At 42.2% G+C, this 15,162-nt stretch carries 13 protein-coding genes and 4 tRNA genes; 15 read left to right on the plus strand and 2 right to left on the minus strand.

The window, feature by feature from the left end:
* The first annotated feature begins 15 nt into the window (after nucleotides 1–15).
* The 4 genes from BTO21_RS08990 to BTO21_RS09005 all read left to right on the plus strand — a co-directional run bounded on the left by BTO21_RS08990 (nucleotide 16) and on the right by BTO21_RS09005 (nucleotide 522).
* Nucleotides 16–100: transfer RNA gene (locus BTO21_RS08990), tRNA-Leu, on the plus strand.
* Nucleotides 101–163: 63 nt separating this feature from the next.
* A tRNA-Gln gene (locus tag BTO21_RS08995) sits at nucleotides 164–238 on the plus strand.
* Between the two features lie 86 nt (nucleotides 239–324).
* Nucleotides 325–401 (plus strand) — tRNA-Met (locus BTO21_RS09000).
* A gap of 36 nt (nucleotides 402–437) precedes the next feature.
* Nucleotides 438–522: transfer RNA gene (locus BTO21_RS09005), tRNA-Leu, on the plus strand.
* Nucleotides 523–684: 162 nt separating this feature from the next.
* Here the strand turns inward: BTO21_RS09005 and BTO21_RS09010 are convergent.
* Nucleotides 685–1,845: a 2-octaprenyl-3-methyl-6-methoxy-1,4-benzoquinol hydroxylase gene (locus tag BTO21_RS09010; RefSeq protein ID WP_045030982.1), complete on the minus strand. Its 1,161-nt coding sequence runs from the start codon at nucleotides 1,843–1,845 to the stop codon at nucleotides 685–687.
* Nucleotides 1,846–2,021: 176 nt separating this feature from the next.
* Between BTO21_RS09010 and mtgA the strand changes: the two genes are divergently transcribed.
* The 7 genes from mtgA (at nucleotide 2,022) to BTO21_RS09045 (ending at nucleotide 9,405) form a co-directional block, all read left to right on the plus strand.
* Entirely contained in the window at nucleotides 2,022–2,750 is a 729-nt protein-coding gene (gene mtgA, locus BTO21_RS09015; protein WP_045030984.1) for a monofunctional biosynthetic peptidoglycan transglycosylase, read from the plus strand.
* 167 nt (nucleotides 2,751–2,917) lie between these two features.
* A complete protein-coding gene (gene miaB / locus BTO21_RS09020; protein ID WP_045030986.1) occupies nucleotides 2,918–4,345 on the plus strand; it encodes a tRNA (N6-isopentenyl adenosine(37)-C2)-methylthiotransferase MiaB in 1,428 nt (475 codons plus the stop codon).
* Between the two features lie 112 nt (nucleotides 4,346–4,457).
* A complete protein-coding gene (locus BTO21_RS09025; protein ID WP_045030988.1) occupies nucleotides 4,458–5,555 on the plus strand; it encodes a PhoH family protein in 1,098 nt (365 codons plus the stop codon).
* Nucleotides 5,555–6,016, plus strand: a complete 462-nt coding sequence (gene ybeY / locus BTO21_RS09030) for an rRNA maturation RNase YbeY (protein ID WP_045030990.1) — start codon at nucleotides 5,555–5,557, stop codon at nucleotides 6,014–6,016. Before BTO21_RS09025 ends, ybeY begins: the two co-directional genes overlap by 1 nt.
* A gap of 82 nt (nucleotides 6,017–6,098) precedes the next feature.
* The gene (corC, locus tag BTO21_RS09035; protein WP_045030992.1) at nucleotides 6,099–6,971 is read left to right on the plus strand and encodes a CNNM family magnesium/cobalt transport protein CorC; all 873 of its coding nucleotides are present in this window, start codon (nucleotides 6,099–6,101) and stop codon (nucleotides 6,969–6,971) included.
* 3 nt (nucleotides 6,972–6,974) lie between these two features.
* Entirely contained in the window at nucleotides 6,975–8,528 is a 1,554-nt protein-coding gene (lnt, locus tag BTO21_RS09040; protein ID WP_105026831.1) for an apolipoprotein N-acyltransferase, read from the plus strand.
* A gap of 121 nt (nucleotides 8,529–8,649) precedes the next feature.
* Entirely contained in the window at nucleotides 8,650–9,405 is a 756-nt protein-coding gene (locus BTO21_RS09045) for a lipid-binding SYLF domain-containing protein (protein ID WP_045030996.1), read from the plus strand.
* Between the two features lie 79 nt (nucleotides 9,406–9,484).
* Here BTO21_RS09045 and BTO21_RS09050 read toward each other — a convergent pair whose 3' ends face one another.
* Nucleotides 9,485–10,054 (minus strand): zinc ribbon-containing protein, encoded by a 570-nt coding sequence (locus tag BTO21_RS09050; protein ID WP_045030998.1) that lies wholly within the window; start codon nucleotides 10,052–10,054, stop codon nucleotides 9,485–9,487.
* A 169-nt stretch (nucleotides 10,055–10,223) separates the two neighbouring features.
* Between BTO21_RS09050 and leuS the strand changes: the two genes are divergently transcribed.
* The 4 genes from leuS (at nucleotide 10,224) to rsfS (ending at nucleotide 15,161) form a co-directional block, all read left to right on the plus strand.
* Nucleotides 10,224–12,797, plus strand: a complete 2,574-nt coding sequence (leuS, locus tag BTO21_RS09055) for a leucine--tRNA ligase (protein ID WP_045030999.1) — start codon at nucleotides 10,224–10,226, stop codon at nucleotides 12,795–12,797.
* 141 nt (nucleotides 12,798–12,938) lie between these two features.
* A complete protein-coding gene (locus BTO21_RS09060; protein WP_045031002.1) occupies nucleotides 12,939–13,592 on the plus strand; it encodes an LPS-assembly lipoprotein LptE in 654 nt (217 codons plus the stop codon).
* Nucleotides 13,589–14,617 carry a DNA polymerase III subunit delta gene (gene holA / locus BTO21_RS09065; protein WP_045031004.1) on the plus strand — a complete coding sequence of 343 codons (1,029 nt, stop codon included), beginning with the start codon at nucleotides 13,589–13,591 and terminating at the stop codon, nucleotides 14,615–14,617. The genes BTO21_RS09060 and holA overlap by 4 nt, the downstream gene beginning before the upstream one ends.
* Nucleotides 14,618–14,843: 226 nt before the next feature.
* Nucleotides 14,844–15,161, plus strand: a complete 318-nt coding sequence (gene rsfS / locus BTO21_RS09070) for a ribosome silencing factor (RefSeq protein WP_045031006.1) — start codon at nucleotides 14,844–14,846, stop codon at nucleotides 15,159–15,161.
* Nucleotide 15,162: the final 1 nt, after the last annotated feature.

A 15,162-nucleotide genomic window follows, 5' to 3' on the forward strand; every position in this document is an offset into this window, starting at 1 on the left:
CGTAACTGACAATATGCGGAAGTGGCGGAATTGGTAGACGCACTAGATTTAGGTTCTAGCGCCGCAAGGTGTGAGAGTTCAAGTCTCTCCTTCCGCACCATTCTCTCTGATAAAAAAGTCTTGTTACTACCCAACAAGCAACGCTTATGTATTTAAGCACTGTAGGTCTATCGCCAAGCGGTAAGGCAACGGCTTTTGATGCCGTCATACCCTGGTTCGAATCCAGGTAGACCTGCCATATTTAAAAGTAACGATTAATCATGTGATATAAGTGTTTTTTTATAAACGCTTCTAATTAACATAGATTGTTCGGTATTTTAAATCGGCTACGTAGCTCAGTTGGTTAGAGCACATCACTCATAATGATGGGGTCACAGGTTCGAATCCCGTCGTAGCCACCATTCTCTGTTGATTAAATTCAAAGAGATAAAGAATTTGCGGAAGTGGCGGAATTGGTAGACGCACTAGATTTAGGTTCTAGCGCCGTAAGGTGTGAGAGTTCAAGTCTCTCCTTCCGCACCATATTAGAGACCTACTCTTTGAGTAGGTTTTCTTTTATCTGCAATATAGTGATCATCTTCATTGATAACGACTGCAAGTAAAAGAATAAATAAAAAGCCGAGTAATTAATTTTACTCGGCTTTTTGTTTTTATTTTCGTTACAAAAAACATTCAATACTATCGTTATATCCCCATTGCATACTTCAATACGTGTTTTTTTATCGCGCCAGTATGATCAGCAGCCCGTAATCCTACATTGCGCAGTAACTTCAATGGGCCGATATTATTACTAAATGTTGCGTAGAAAAAATCCATTCCCGTTTGCATGATTAAATTATCCGGACGGCGACAACGCTCATAACGGGCTAAAACTTGCGGCTGTTGCCAATCATTATCGGCTTGATTAATTTTATCTAATAAGCAAACCACATCTTTAAAGCCTAGATTTACCCCTTGCCCCGCTAATGGATTAATCGTATGTGCAGCATCGCCTAACAGCACTACATGCGGCTTATAATACGTTTGAGCATGACGACGGGTTAACGGAAAACTACCGTGATTAAGTACCGTAAATTCACCTAATTCTGGCGGAAATGTTGCAACGATCTCTGCGTGTAATTGTGCTGCAGGCATTGCCGATAATTGACGAATACGAGCAGGGCTATCATACCAAACTAGCGATCCCTGATGGCCGGGTAATGGCAAAAATGACCGTGGACCTGCAGGAGTAAACTGCTGCCAGGTAATATCTTGTTGTGGTAGCTCAGTAGCGATATTTATCAGCATACAGTGCTGGCGATAGTCCCATGCAGTAATACCAATATTGGCTTGCTGACGTACTTGAGAGTTTGCGCCATCAGCACCAATTAATAAGCCACAATTAAGTAATGCGCCATCATCTAACTCAATCAGATAACCATCATCAATCGCAGTTGCCGCGACCATAGTTGCTGGACACAAAACAGTGATATTGTCGTAATGCTCAAATTGCTGCCATAACGCTAATTGGATCACGCGATTTTCAACGATATAACCCAATTGTTGCAATTGCATCTCATCGGCATTAAAACGGGTTCGGCATTCTGGATGCTCCCAGGTTTCAAGGCGCTTAAACGGACATAAGCGCATCGCTAGCACAGCTTGCCATGCACCTAATTGTTCTAATAATGTCACTGAATGGGGAGAAATTGCAGATACACGTAAATCCATTGCTTGTTCAGTAGCAAAAGGCGCAGGGGCATAGCCTTCGATCACTGCAACATCAAGCCCTTGCAGAGCTAAACCAATTGCAGCTGCCGCGCCAACCATACCGCCACCAGCCACAATAACATCATATTGTTCCATATCTTTACCTGCCTATTATGTCTTGGCTTGTTATTTAGTTATAATATTTCAAACCATCGTAATCGTATTAGATGATTGTATAAGAAAATACACTTAACGGGGTACTACGATAACGTATTCGCCACGAATCACCACTAGCCCACGCTCTCACCACCACCGAAAGGAATTCAATTACCATGCTGGCAGGCTTTAGACGTTTTATTGTTAAACTTATTTTATGCGCGCTAATTGTACCTATTGTTCTGGTTGTTATTTTTAAATTTATTAATCCTCCCTTTTGGGGCTGGGAACTTAGCCGTGCTCTGTTTCCGCCAAAAGGTTACCCAGAGCAAACACATCATCAATGGGTTGATTTGAGTAAGATTTCAAAAAATATGCAATTAGCCGTTATTGCCTCTGAAGATCAAACGTTTCCAGAACACCATGGCATCGATCTTAATGCCACCCTATCAGTACTAGAACACAGTGGTAAAAATGGACCGAGTCGTGGAGCCAGTACGATCAGCCAGCAAACAGCCAAGAATGTATTTTTGTTCCCCAGCCATTCATTTATTCGCAAAGGCATCGAATTGTATTTCGCGTTATGGATGGAAATTATTTGGGGCAAAGATCGTATTTTAGAAACATACTTAAACGTAATTGAATTTGGTCCGGGGATTTATGGCGTGCAAGCCGCTAGTGAGCACTTTTTCCATATTCCAGCGAGTCGACTTAGCGCCCAACAAGCAGCACAACTGGCTGCAGTATTGCCTAACCCGTATAAAATAAAAGCCAGCCCTATGAGTAATTATGTTTATCAGCGGACATTATGGATCCGTAAACAAATGCGTCAATTAGGTATGGTAACGCTAAATAAAGTCTATGATGAACAATCACTTTTTAAATCATTTAATCTCTATCGCTAGTTAAGTCCAAAGACCACACTTTTTTCAGGGTGGTGATGAACTAGTCAGACCGAGTTTAAAGCAGTACAATACGCGGCTTGCTACAGGGCATTACCCGTTAAATAACGTAATGTAACCTGTCAGCCCGTAATCTGAATGTAATGAATCAACACTACGAGCGAAGAGAGATGGCGAAGAAACTGCTGATTAAAACCTGGGGCTGCCAGATGAACGAATACGATTCATCAAAAATGGCCGATCTTCTTAATGCTGCTAATGGCTTCGAGTTAACAGAAATCCCAGAAGAAGCAGATGTTCTGCTACTTAATACCTGTTCGATCCGTGAAAAAGCACAAGAAAAAGTTTTCCATCAGCTAGGCCGCTGGAAAAAATTAAAAGATAAAAAGCCGGATCTAGTGATCGGCGTTGGTGGCTGTGTAGCGACTCAAGAAGGTGATTCTATTCGCAAACGCGCACCTTACGTTGACGTGATTTTTGGCCCACAAACCCTACACCGTTTGCCTGAGATGATTAAACGCTCTCAATCAAATGAAAAAACCGTGATGGATATTTCATTCCCTGAGATTGAAAAATTCGATAGCTTGCCTGAACCTCGTGCTGATGGTGCTACGGCATTTGTTTCTATCATGGAAGGCTGTTCTAAATACTGTACTTACTGCGTAGTACCTTACACTCGCGGTGAAGAAGTTAGCCGTCCTATTGATGATGTGTTGTATGAGATTGCACAATTAGCAGAACAAGGTGTACGTGAAGTTAACTTGTTAGGCCAAAACGTGAACGCATTCCGCGGCCCAACATTTGATGGTGAGCTTGCTAGCTTTGCTGAATTACTGCGTTTAGTTGCAGCTATCGATGGTATTGACCGTGTGCGTTACACCACCAGCCATCCGATTGAGTTTACTGACGACATTATTGACGTTTACAAAGATACCCCTGAACTGGTTAACTACTTACACCTACCAGTCCAAAGTGGTTCAGATCGTATTCTGACGATGATGAAACGTCCACATACGGTACTTGAATATAAGTCAAAAATCCGTAAGTTACGTAAAGTACGTCCAGATATCACTATGAGTTCTGACTTTATTGTCGCGTTCCCTGGTGAATCAGATCAAGATTTCGAAGATACTTTGAAACTTATTCGTGATATCGATTTTGATATTAGTTACAGCTTTATCTTCTCACCGCGTCCAGGTACGCCTGCGGCGGATTACCCATGTGATTTAACGGAAGAAGTAAAGAAAGAGCGTCTATACGCCCTACAACAGCAAATTAATAGCCAAGCAATGCGTCACGCTCGCCAAATGCTTGATACGGAACAACGTATTCTAGTTGAAGGGCCATCACGTAAAAATGTGATGGAACTACGTGGTCGTACTGAAAATAACCGTATAGTAAACTTTGAAGGCTCTGCTGAATTGATTGGTCAATTTGTTGATGTGAAAATCGTCGACGTATTTACTAACTCATTGCGTGGAGAACTTGTTCGTACTGAAGCAGAAATGGATCTTCGCGTAGCCATGTCACCAGCAGAAATGATGGCAAAAACACGCAAAGAAGATGATTTAGGTGTAGGCGTATATACTCCTGAGTAACAGCCGCTAACTGCTGTCTAATCACACGCAGTGATCGCTATTATTCAAAGTAAGTCGCATGCCCTGAAAATATGGTCGCCTGCTAATAGGCGACCTCAATGAGAGGCAAACCTTGAGCAAAATAATTACTGTAGAATTTGATCTGGAACCGGCCAATAATCAGCGTCTTTCCAGCCTTTGTGGTCCTTTCGACGACAACATCAAACAGCTAGAGCGTCGTCTAGGTGTTGAAATCAATCATCGCAGCAACCATTTTAGCGTTGTTGGTCAGCCGCACACTGCTGATGTTGTCACCAATATCATTAAAGATCTCTATGTTGATACGGCTCCCGTACATAACAACATTCCAGATATTGAACCTGACCATATCCATCTTGCCATTAAAGCGTCAGGTATCTTAGAACAAACTATAGAAACGCCCCTTCCTTTTGGTAAAGAAATTCATATCAAAACCAAAAAAGGGATCATTAAACCGCGGACACCGAACCAAGCCCAATACATTGCCAATATTGTGACCCATGATATTACCTTTGGTGTTGGTCCTGCGGGTACGGGAAAAACTTACCTCGCGGTTGCCGCTGCCGTTGATGCCCTTGAGCGTCAAGAAGTTCGTCGTATTCTGCTCACACGTCCCGCGGTTGAAGCGGGTGAAAAATTGGGTTTCTTACCCGGTGATTTAAGTCAGAAAGTCGATCCATACCTGCGCCCACTTTATGATGCTTTATTTGAAATGCTCGGCTTTGAACGCGTAGAAAAGCTGATTGAGCGCAATGTAATTGAAGTCGCACCATTAGCTTACATGCGTGGCCGTACGCTTAATGATGCCTTTATTATTCTTGATGAAAGCCAAAACACCACCGTAGAACAAATGAAAATGTTCTTAACCCGCATTGGCTTTAATTCACGCGCAGTGATCACAGGTGACGTGACTCAAATAGATTTACCGCGTGGCGCTCGTTCAGGCTTACGTCATGCAATTGAAGTATTATCAAACGTTGATGATATTAGCTTTAACTTCTTCCTCGCCAACGATGTCGTGCGCCACCCTGTGGTTGCCCGTATCGTTCAAGCCTATGAAGTATGGGAAAGTGAAGACCAAAAACAACGTCAACAAGCAGAACAACGTCGTCGCACCGAGCAAGAAGCAAAAGAAGCCGCCTTATTCGCTGTTGCAACTGCTGCTAAAATTGAATCACAAAAGAGTAACTAATGGCGATTTATCTTGATCTACAACATGCAACAGCAGACGAAGCGGGATTACCAACTGAAGCTGAATTCCAACAATGGTTAGAGGCTGCTGTCACACCATTTCAAGCCGATGCTGAAGTCACAATTCGATTAGTTGACGAACAAGAAAGTCACGCACTTAACCTTCAGTACCGTGGCAAAGATCGACCAACAAATGTCTTGTCGTTTCCGTTTGAAGCGCCACCAGAAATTGAAATCGATTTACTGGGTGATTTGATTATTTGTCGCCAAGTTGTCGAAACAGAAGCACTTGAGCAACAAAAGCCACTTAATGCACATTGGGCACATATGGTTGTACACGGTAGTCTGCATCTGCTAGGTTATGATCATATCGAAGACGATGAAGCAGAGGAAATGGAAGCATTAGAGACTGAAATCATGCAAAACATGGGCTTTGTCGACCCTTACATTTCTGAAAAGTAGTAAGATACCAACGAATATTCCGCGGCTTGATAAACCAAGCCGCATTTCCGTGGCAATATCCACTTAATTGATAAAGTAAATAATGAACGAAGATAATTCTCCAACAACTGAAGGTCCGAGTAGAAAGTCCTTCTTTGAACGTATTGGCCAACTTTTCCAAGGCGATCCACAAAACCGTGAAGAATTAGTTGAAGTATTCCGTGATTCGGAAGAAAACGATTTAATCGATCATGACACTCGCGACATGCTCGAAGGTGTGATGGAAATAGCAGAAATGCGTGTGCGGGACATCATGATCCCACGCTCACAAATGACTACTATCGAGCGTTCTCAGAAGCTAGAAGATCTCATTGATTTAATTGTTGAAGCCCAACACTCTCGCTACCCTGTTATTAGTGATGATAAAGACCATGTTGAAGGCATTTTATTAGCCAAAGACTTACTGCGTTATTTATTACCTGATAGCGAGCCTTTTGATATCGATAAAGTATTACGTCCCGCTGTTGTTGTACCGGAAAGTAAGCGTGTTGATCGACTATTAAAAGAATTCCGCGAAGAACGCTACCACATGGCTATTGTGGTGGATGAGTTTGGTGGTGTATCTGGTGTTATTACTATTGAAGACATTCTTGAGCAAATTGTTGGCGAAATCGAAGATGAGTTCGACGACGAAGAAGAACAAGAAATTCGTCAGTTAAGTAAGCATACTTATGCAGTAAAAGCCCTCACAACCATTGAAGATTTCAATGAACTGTTCCAAACCTCATTTTGTGACGAAGAAGTCGACACTGTCGGCGGCTTAGTTATGATGAGTTTTGGTCACTTGCCATCGCGCGGTGAAGTTGTTGAAGTTAGTGGTTATTCATTTAAAGTGACCTCGTCTGATAACCGTCGTGTTATCCAGTTACAAGTAACTGTACCTGACGAAGCATTTCAACCGACCATTACTCCGTAAATGATGACGAAAAAAAAATTCATCTTGTTGGGACAGCTGCTTGCAGCTGTCCCTGCCGGTGCAATCGCGACTTTATCTTTTGCACCTTATGACTACGCATTTATTGCCCCATTAACACTGATTCTGTTTTTCTTTTTACTACAGAAACAATCACCTAAACGTTCTGCACTGATTGGCTTTTTTTATGGCTTAGGCATGTTTGGTACTGGCATTAGCTGGGTACATGTCAGCATCGACACCTTTGGTGGAATGCCTAAAATCGCCAGTATGTTCTTAATGTGCTTACTGATTAGTTATTTAGCGTTATATCCCGCGTTATTTGGCTATTTATTTAACCGTTTTAACCGTCAACGTCCTTTCCATCAATTATTGCTTTCAGGCCCGGTTATTTGGCTAGTACTTGATTGGATCCGTGGCTGGCTTTTTACTGGCTTCCCGTGGTTATGGATGGGCTACAGTCAGCTAAATACACCATTGGCACACTTTGCACCAATATTCGGTGTCGAAGGGATAACTCTCGCGTTAGTACTTATATCAGGTTCTATTGTCGCGACCCTTTACTACCGTAACTGGCGTCCATTATTGGTTGCTATTCTTGTGGCAATATTAGCGGTATTAGCCGGTATTCCGCAGTGGGTTAAACCCGATCCTAAACACAGTGTTACCGTTGCTCTTATCCAAGGTAATATTTCTCAAGAAGAGAAATGGCTGCCCAGTCATCGCTGGCCAACCTTAATGAAATATATGGATCTTACTCGTGATAATTGGGGCGCAGATTTAATCATTTGGCCTGAAGCGGCAATTCCAGCACTTGAAGAAGAAATTCCAACCTTCTTACAAAATCTGGATGCAGCAGCTCGAGCCAATAATAGCACTGTGATCACGGGCATTTTAGATCAAAAGTCGAATGGTAAGTTCTACAATAATATTTTGACACTCGGTGTCGATGCTGATGGTCCGTATAACTACAACACCGCAACCCGTTACACAAAGCACCATCTGTTGCCTTTTGGTGAATATGTGCCGTTTGGTAGCTTGTTACGTCCATTAGCGCCGTTCTTTAATCTACCAATGTCATCGTTTAGTCGTGGTGCTTATATTCAACCGAATATTCAAGCGCATGGTTATTCAATTGCACCGGCACTGTGTTATGAAATTGCGTTTGGTGAACAAATTCGTGCAAACGTCACTAAAAAAACGGAGTTACTACTCACGCTATCTAATGATGCATGGTTTGGACACTCTATTGGGCCTTTCCAGCATATGGAAATAGCGCAAATGCGGGCGCTTGAGTTAGGTAAACCATTATTACGTGGAACAAATACAGGTATTACGGCAGTGGTTGACCATAATGGTCACATCACCAAAGAATTACCGCAATTTGTCACTGGCGTATTGAGAGATAAAGTGATTCCAACCATTGGAATGACACCTTATACCACCTTAGGCAGCTGGCCATTATACGGCTACTGTTTATGGGCATTAGCGTTATCTTGGATCCTAATTCGACGTAAACGCGGACATTTCCGTGACTTACGTTCAGCAGAAAAAGAATAAACTCAAAGGTGAAGTTAATAACTTCACCTTTTTTTACGGTTAGTTTATTGTAATTTCATAGCCTAATAACAACCGCGATCCCGCAGGTCCAACCGCCCGTGGCGACGATAAGGAACGACAAATGCAAACACCACCTAAAATCTTTATCAGCTTGTGTTCATTATTGATGCTGATGCTATCAACCCAAGTACTTGCTCAAGAACAGCAAAATGATACCAAAGATGCATTAGCTCATTTTTACAAATCCCCACAAACCCAACCTTTTTTCCATTCCGCTTATGGGTATGCTGTTTTTCCATCGGTGGGTAAAGGTGGTTTTTGGATTGGTGGCGCTTACGGCTCAGGGGTCGTTTTTAAAGCCAACCAAGCGATGGGATTTGCTAAATTATATCAAGTATCTATTGGGTTACAATTTGGGGGACAAGCCTTTAGCGAAATTTTGTTCTTCCAAGACCAGCGGGCTTATGATCGCTTTATTGATGGCGGTCTAGAATTAGATGCTCAAGCGTCAGCAGTTGCCTTAACAGAAGGCGCTTCAGCTAAAATAGGCACCGCAGGGGCGGGAATGAGTGCGGGTAGTGACTACATGACCCAAAGCTACATTAATGGCGTTGCTATCTTCACCCGCGCTAAGGGTGGAGCCATGATTGAAGCATCATTGGCAGGACAAAAATTCACTTATGATCCAATGACAGCGGTTACCCGTGAAATTAAAGGTTATGATCAAGTACTGCCTGAATTTAAGCATGACGACCAAACCACTCAAACAGTCTCTCAGCAGCCACAACAACTGCAAAAGCCCGCTAACACTATAAACTCAACAGACTCAACAGACTCAGCGGTAGTGGTTGATACTATTGAACAGCCTGATGATTAATCGTTAACCTTACGATATAACAAAAAAACGCAGCCCTATTAGTGCTGCGTTTTTTTGATGGTAAATAAAGCACCCACCATTATGGGTTCAATGGTAAACGTGAAAATTGCTTACAGCCACATTTTACACATGGCTCAATGCGAGTCACATGGGTGATCATTTGAGTATGATCACATTGCTCACACACAAGATTACCTAACCCAACCAATTCACCCGCCTGATAAACGCCTTTATGTTGAATATCTTCCATTACCTCAATCCACTCTAATTGTGTTTTATCGGTAATTTCTGCTAAATTTTTCCAAATGCTTTCGCTAACTAATTTGTAAAAAGGACTTTCGCTAAACGGCTGTGAACTGCTTTTCACTTCTTCCGTAAAGGTTTTTAAATCACTTTTGACATAAGCTTCAACTAATGACAATTCATCTTTGGTCATATCGCTAGCGGCTTTACCATAAAGCTCGGTCGTTTTAAGATCACTTTTGATATACGCTTCAATCAATGCCAGCTCATCTTTAGTCATATCACTGGCCGCTTTACCATAAAGCTCAGTCATTTTAAAAAACTTCTTGAGCTCTTCTGGACTATGCTTAAGCGCTTCAGTTACTTTTTCTAATACCGCTTCATAATGCTTTTGTTGCTTAGTCATGGGATTAATCCTCCGCCAATGTGCGAAATAATTACGTAATTACGATCAAATACAAGATTAAGGTCGACGAATCGCTATCAGCTATTGTTGACACCTTGACCTTTAGTTATCCTATGTCGATTACAATGAATGTGTTTGTATTAAACTCACAAAATTCTGGATGTCATCGATGCAAGAACAATATCGTCCACAGGACATTGAACAAAAAGTTCAAGAACATTGGGATAACAATAAGACCTTTGTTGTTAGTGAAGACCCTAATAAAGAAAAATTCTACTGTCTCTCTATGTTCCCGTACCCAAGTGGTCGCTTGCATATGGGTCACGTGCGTAACTACACTATCGGTGATGTTATCTCTCGCTACCAACGCTTACAAGGCAAAAATGTGATGCAACCAATTGGTTGGGATGCATTTGGCCTGCCAGCAGAGAACGCAGCGGTAAAAAATAACACTGCACCTGCGCCTTGGACCTACGAAAACATCGAGTACATGAAGAACCAACTTAAGCTATTAGGCTTTGGTTACGATTGGAGCCGTGAGTTCGCAACCTGTACCCCTGAGTACTACCGTTGGGAACAAGAGTTCTTCACTAAACTGTATAACAAAGGCCTAGTTTACAAGAAAACATCTTCTGTTAACTGGTGTCCTAACGACCAAACTGTATTGGCTAACGAGCAAGTAGAAGACGGTTGTTGTTGGCGTTGTGATACCCCTGTAGAACAAAAAGAGATTCCACAGTGGTTCATTAAAATTACTGAATACGCGCAAGAATTACTTGACGATCTTGATACGTTAGATGGCTGGCCTGAAATGGTTAAGACTATGCAGCGTAACTGGATTGGTCGTTCTGAAGGCGTTGAGCTAACGTTTAACGTTAAAGGTCAAAACGATTTAGAAGTTTACACCACGCGTCCTGACACCCTAATGGGTGTGACATTTGTTAGCATTGCAGCGGGTCACCCTCTAGCGGCAAAAGCGGCTGAGAATAATCCAGCTCTAGCAACATTTATCGATGAATGCCGTAACACCAAAGTTGCTGAAGCTGAACTAGCAACAATGGAAAAGAAAGGCATGGATACGGGCTTTACTGCTATCCACCCACTTGATGGCCGTGAAGTACCGGTATACGTTGCTAACTTCGTATTAATGGATTACGGCACAGGCGCAGTAATGGCAGTGCCTGCTCACGATCAACGTGACTTTGAATTTGCAACTAAATACAACATCGACATCATGGCGGTTATTAAGCCAGAAGACGGTAGCGAGTTTGATATTTCTGAAGCGGCATACACTGAAAAAGGTGTGTTGTTCAATTCAGGTGAATTCGACGGTCTAAACTTCCAGCAAGCGTTTGATGCTATTGCAGCAAAACTTGAAGCAGATGGCAAAGGCAAGAAAACCGTTAACTTCCGTCTTCGTGACTGGGGTGTTTCACGTCAACGCTACTGGGGTGCACCAATCCCAATGGTAACCACTGAAGACGGTCAGGTTCACGCAGTACCTGCAGATCAACTACCAGTGATCTTACCTGAAGACGTGGTAATGGATGGCGTAACCAGCCCAATAAAAGCGGACCTTGAGTGGGCTAAAACTACGTTTAACGGCGAACCAGCACTACGTGAAACTGATACTTTTGACACCTTCATGGAGTCATCTTGGTACTACGCGCGTTACTGTTCACCACAGGCGGATGATATTCTAGATCCTGCTAAGGCGAACTACTGGCTACCTGTTGATCAATATGTTGGTGGTATTGAACACGCTTGTATGCACCTATTGTACTCACGTTTCTTCCACAAATTGCTACGTGATGCAGGTTACGTAACCTCTAACGAACCGTTTAAGCAACTACTATGTCAAGGCATGGTATTGGCAGATGCATTCTTCTATACCACAGAAAAAGGTGGTAAAGAGTGGGTTGCACCAACAGATGTTACTGTTGAGCGTGATGGCAAAGGTCGTATCACTACTGCTGTTGACTCACAAGGTCACAATGTTGAGCACTCAGGCATGATCAAAATGTCTAAGTCTAAAAACAACGGTATCGACCCACAAGAGATGGTCGACAAGTTCGGTGCTGATACTGTACGTCTATTTATGATGTTTGCATCACCTGCTGATATGACACTTGAATGGCAAGAATCTGGCGTTGAAGGTGCTAACCGTTTCCTTAAACGTGTTTGGAAACTGGTTCGTGAGCATGCTGAAAAAGGTGATGCTAAAACAGTTGATACCACAGCACTAAGCAGCGATCAAAAAGCACTTCGCCGTGATATTCATAAAACTATCGCTAAAGTAAGTGATGATATTGGTCGTCGTCAGACATTCAATACCGCAATTGCTGCCATCATGGAATTAATGAACAAGCTGGCTAAAGCGCCACAAGAGTCAGTACAAGATCGTGCTATTCTTGATGAAGCACTAAAAGCGATTGTTACCATGCTTTACCCAATGACACCGCATATCTGTTTTGAAATGTGGCAAGCACTGGGTCAAACAGACATTGATCATGCAGTATGGCCACAAGCTGATGCAGCGGCATTGATTGAAGATGAAAAACTGATCATTGTTCAAGTTAACGGTAAACTACGTGCTAAATTAACGGTAGCGGCAGACGCAACCAAAGAGCAAGTAGAAGCATTAGCAATGGCTGATGAAGGCGTAACTCGCTTTACTGAAGGAAATACCGTACGTAAAGTTATTTATGTACCAGGTAAACTACTTAACATTGTTGCTAACTAATCAAGGTTAACTGCTGTATAACGTTGTTACTAAAGCAGTAAATAGCCTCAAGATCCCCGCTTTTGCGGGGATCTTTATAATTACGGTCATATTTAATTTTGCGCCCAGCGCACCTTCTTTTCTTTCAAGGAGCTGACTTTCGTGAAAAGTTTTTTCTCGGCCAACAGCCTAACTCGACTACTTATCATCACTCTTCTCGCGCTTACAACAGCTTCTTGTGGCTTTCACCTTCGGGGTAACTACATGCTGCCTGAAGGGATCGCTAAGCTATCGTTAACCAGTTTTGACCCCTATGGTAAATTAACCCGCATGGTAAAATACCAATTTAAACTGCATGGTATTGAAGAAGTAAAACCAGCAGCGACAATCCCGAACCTTAATATTACCAGTGAATCAACCGGTGATAGTACGTTATCGCTATATCAAAATAACGGTAAAGCAGAATACGATTTAACCTTAACGGTAAATTACACTGTGACCATACCGAACCAAGGTATTGAACAATTTAGCACCAAAGTCACGCGTACTTTCTTAGATAACCCACTTTCAGCACTAGCAAAATCAGTAGAACGTGATGAGTTAGTGAATGTAATGCGTGAACAAGCGGCGCAACAAATCATGCGTAAACTCGCGCGTCTAACCACTGTCTTTAATAAGATGGAAGAAGATAAGTTGAATGCTGAATTAAACCAAATTTTGCATAACCAAAAAGTATCCATCAAAGATGGCAGCACTACCACCATAACGACCACGCCTGCGGTTATACATAAAAAACAAGATCACAACGCGCAATGAGAGTCTACCCAGAACAACTGACGCAGCAGCTGACAAAAGGCCTGCGTCAGGCTTATTTACTGTTTGGTAATGAGTTATTATTAAAACAAGAAGCGGGCGATAGCATCAAGCATATCGCCCAGCAACACGGTTTTTTAGAACGCCATAGTTTCACTATCGATAACAGTATTGATTGGAATGCAGTGTTAGATTGCTGTCATGCAATGAGCTTATTTTCAGCCCAACAAATCATCGAGCTTGAAATCGCTGAAACAGGGTTAAATGCCAATCAAGCCAAAGCATTGCTTGAGGTTATTGACGCGCTACATCCTGATATTTTATTAATTATTACCGGACCAAGAATTAATAAAAAACAGGAAAGCACTAAGTGGTTTAAAGCTCTCGATACTATTGGCTTGTATATTCCGTGTAATACTCCAGATCCACGCCAAATGCCGCGCTTTATTCAAAGCCGTTGCCAACAGCTCGCTTTAAAACCTGATCACGAATCAGTGCAAATGTTAGCTCAATGGCATGAAGGTAATTTACTGGCGTTATCGCAAAGTTTACATAAATTAGTGCTACTTTACCCCGATGGCATTCTCACTATCGTGCGGTTACAAGAAGCATTAAGTCGCCATAATCACTACACCCCATTTCAATTAATTGATGCACTGTTAGCTGGACAAGCTAAACGTAGCCAACGGATATTGCGTCAATTACAAGCGGAAGGGGTTGAGGCGACGATTTTATTACGTACCTTACAGCGTGAATTAACTCAGCTGTATAAAATGCAAGAAATGGGTAAAAGAGGCACACCATTAAATCTCATTTTTGAACAATTTAGGGTGTGGCAAAACCGCCGTGAAATGTATATTGGTGCTCTGCATCGATTACCACTTACTACTTTAGTGTCCATTATTCGGCAGCTAACATTATTAGAAATTCAGGTTAAAACTGATTACGACACCCAGCCATGGTCAGACTTAAGCTGTTTATGTGCCGAAATGTGTGGTGTAAAAACACATTTACATCATTTGAACTAAAATAAATTCAGGTCAAAATCGCGACTTTTTAGGTATTTGAACCTAATAGCGATACAAACATGCGAAAAAACACCGTCTGAACCTTGTCCGCTTATCGCTGTCTGATAAGAGCATGGTATACTGCGGCACAATATCATGGTCAGTATGTCTCTTTGACATTATCGACGCTAATAATAGCGCCGCCACTCGACCAACATCATACTAACACTCAAGTGAGGGAATCCCTTTGCAGCTTCAAGAACTACACGATTTCATTGTTGATAAAATTGACGACATTAAAGCACAAGATATCGTAACTATTGATGTACGCGGTAAATCAAGCATTACTGATATGATGGTTATCTGTACAGGTACATCTAACCGTCATGTGGCTTCTATTGCAGATCACGTCGAAAAAGAAACAAAATTAGTTGATTACCCACCTCTAGGCATCAGTGGCGAAAAAGAAGGTCTATGGGTTATTGTTGATATGGGCAATGTTATGCTACACATCATGCAAGAAGATGCACGTGAGCTGTACCAACTGGAGAAGCTTTGGAGCTAAT

It is taken from the genome of Photobacterium phosphoreum (genome assembly GCF_002954725.1).
Classification (GTDB): domain Bacteria; phylum Pseudomonadota; class Gammaproteobacteria; order Enterobacterales; family Vibrionaceae; genus Photobacterium; species Photobacterium phosphoreum.

What these genes read in the sequence shown, in the direction of transcription:
- BTO21_RS09045 (WP_045030996.1), top strand. Translation starts at nt 8,650, where the DNA reads ATGCAAACACCACCTAAAATCTTTATCAGCTTGTGTTCATTATTGATG.
- mtgA (WP_045030984.1), top strand. Translation starts at nt 2,022, where the DNA reads ATGCTGGCAGGCTTTAGACGTTTTATTGTTAAACTTATTTTATGCGCG.
- BTO21_RS09050 (WP_045030998.1), bottom strand. Translation starts at nt 10,054, where the DNA reads ATGACTAAGCAACAAAAGCATTATGAAGCGGTATTAGAAAAAGTAACT.
- lnt (WP_105026831.1), top strand. Translation starts at nt 6,975, where the DNA reads ATGACGAAAAAAAAATTCATCTTGTTGGGACAGCTGCTTGCAGCTGTC.
- BTO21_RS09010 (WP_045030982.1), bottom strand. Translation starts at nt 1,845, where the DNA reads ATGGAACAATATGATGTTATTGTGGCTGGTGGCGGTATGGTTGGCGCG.
- leuS (WP_045030999.1), top strand. Translation starts at nt 10,224, where the DNA reads ATGCAAGAACAATATCGTCCACAGGACATTGAACAAAAAGTTCAAGAA.
- ybeY (WP_045030990.1), top strand. Translation starts at nt 5,555, where the DNA reads ATGGCGATTTATCTTGATCTACAACATGCAACAGCAGACGAAGCGGGA.
- holA (WP_045031004.1), top strand. Translation starts at nt 13,589, where the DNA reads ATGAGAGTCTACCCAGAACAACTGACGCAGCAGCTGACAAAAGGCCTG.
- corC (WP_045030992.1), top strand. Translation starts at nt 6,099, where the DNA reads ATGAACGAAGATAATTCTCCAACAACTGAAGGTCCGAGTAGAAAGTCC.
- miaB (WP_045030986.1), top strand. Translation starts at nt 2,918, where the DNA reads ATGGCGAAGAAACTGCTGATTAAAACCTGGGGCTGCCAGATGAACGAA.